This is a genomic window from Hymenobacter antarcticus (assembly GCF_039539545.1).
In the GTDB taxonomy this organism is placed as follows: Bacteria; Bacteroidota; Bacteroidia; order Cytophagales; family Hymenobacteraceae; genus Hymenobacter; species Hymenobacter antarcticus.
This window is the reverse complement of record NZ_BAABDI010000067.1, coordinates 1-949: the sequence shown is the minus strand read 5'-3', so window position 1 is coordinate 949 and position 949 is coordinate 1. Positions and strand designations below refer to the sequence as shown.

The window sequence follows — 949 nt, the reverse complement described above, 5'->3', positions numbered from 1 at the left end:
TAACCCAAGTTGCGGAGTAGTTGGAGAGCACAAAAAAAGTCTGCTCGGCAGAGCAGAAGTAGGTTTGAGGTCTCTAACCGCCTCATTCCTACTTTCCCCATGCGCGAACAGACCGTTGCAATGTACTGCTTCCTCGATGATTTATTGACCACTACCCGCCCGGTGTGGGCCCGGCCGGCCGACAAGCGCCGGCACTTGTCGGATGCGCAGGTGCTGACCACGGCCCTGGTGGCGGCCCGTTACTTCGGCGGCAATCTGGTGCTGGGCCAGCGCTACATGGAGCAGCACTGGGGCCAGAAAAGCCTGGATAAGAGCGGCTTCAACCGGCAGTTACACGCCCTGGCCGATACGCTGGCGGGCTTGTTCGCCACCTTTGGGCAACTGCTCAAGAACCTGCACACCGAGGCCCGCTACGTCATCGACTCGTTTCCGGTGGCGGTGTGTCACAATACGCGCATCCCGCGCTGTAAACTCCTGACCGGCAAGGCCTATCACGGCCGTTGTGCCAGCAAGCGCAGTTGGTTTTACGGGTTCAAGGTGCAGGTCGTGGCGACCACCGACGGCATTCCGGTCGACTATTACATCCATGCCGGTAGTGAAGCCGACCAGACCGGCCTGCGGGCATTGGCCCCGGACTTGCCCGAGGGCAGTATCCTCTACACCGATGCCGGCTACACCGATTACGTGGGGGAAGACCTCTTTGAAGAGGCCACGGGCAACCGCCAGCAAACGGCCCGCAAGAAAAACAGCCAACGGCCGCATGAACCGCACGAAAACTTTCTGATTCAGCACTTTCGCAAATCCATCGAAACGTGTTTTAGTCAACTCACGGCCCGCTTTCCCAAGCAAATTCATGCCGTTACGGCCCAAGGTTTCTTCCTCAAAATCGTCCTCTTCATCTTTGTGCACGCCCTCGACCAAGCCGGCATATAGTCCGCAACTTGGGTTA

At 58.4% G+C, this 949-nt stretch carries 1 protein-coding gene; it reads left to right on the top strand.

What is annotated here, in order from left to right; translation table 11 throughout:
* The first annotated feature begins 99 nt into the window (after positions 1-99).
* A complete protein-coding gene (locus ABD819_RS21395; protein ID WP_345127711.1) occupies positions 100-933 on the top strand; it encodes an IS982 family transposase in 834 nt (277 codons plus the stop codon).
* Positions 934-949: the final 16 nt, after the last annotated feature.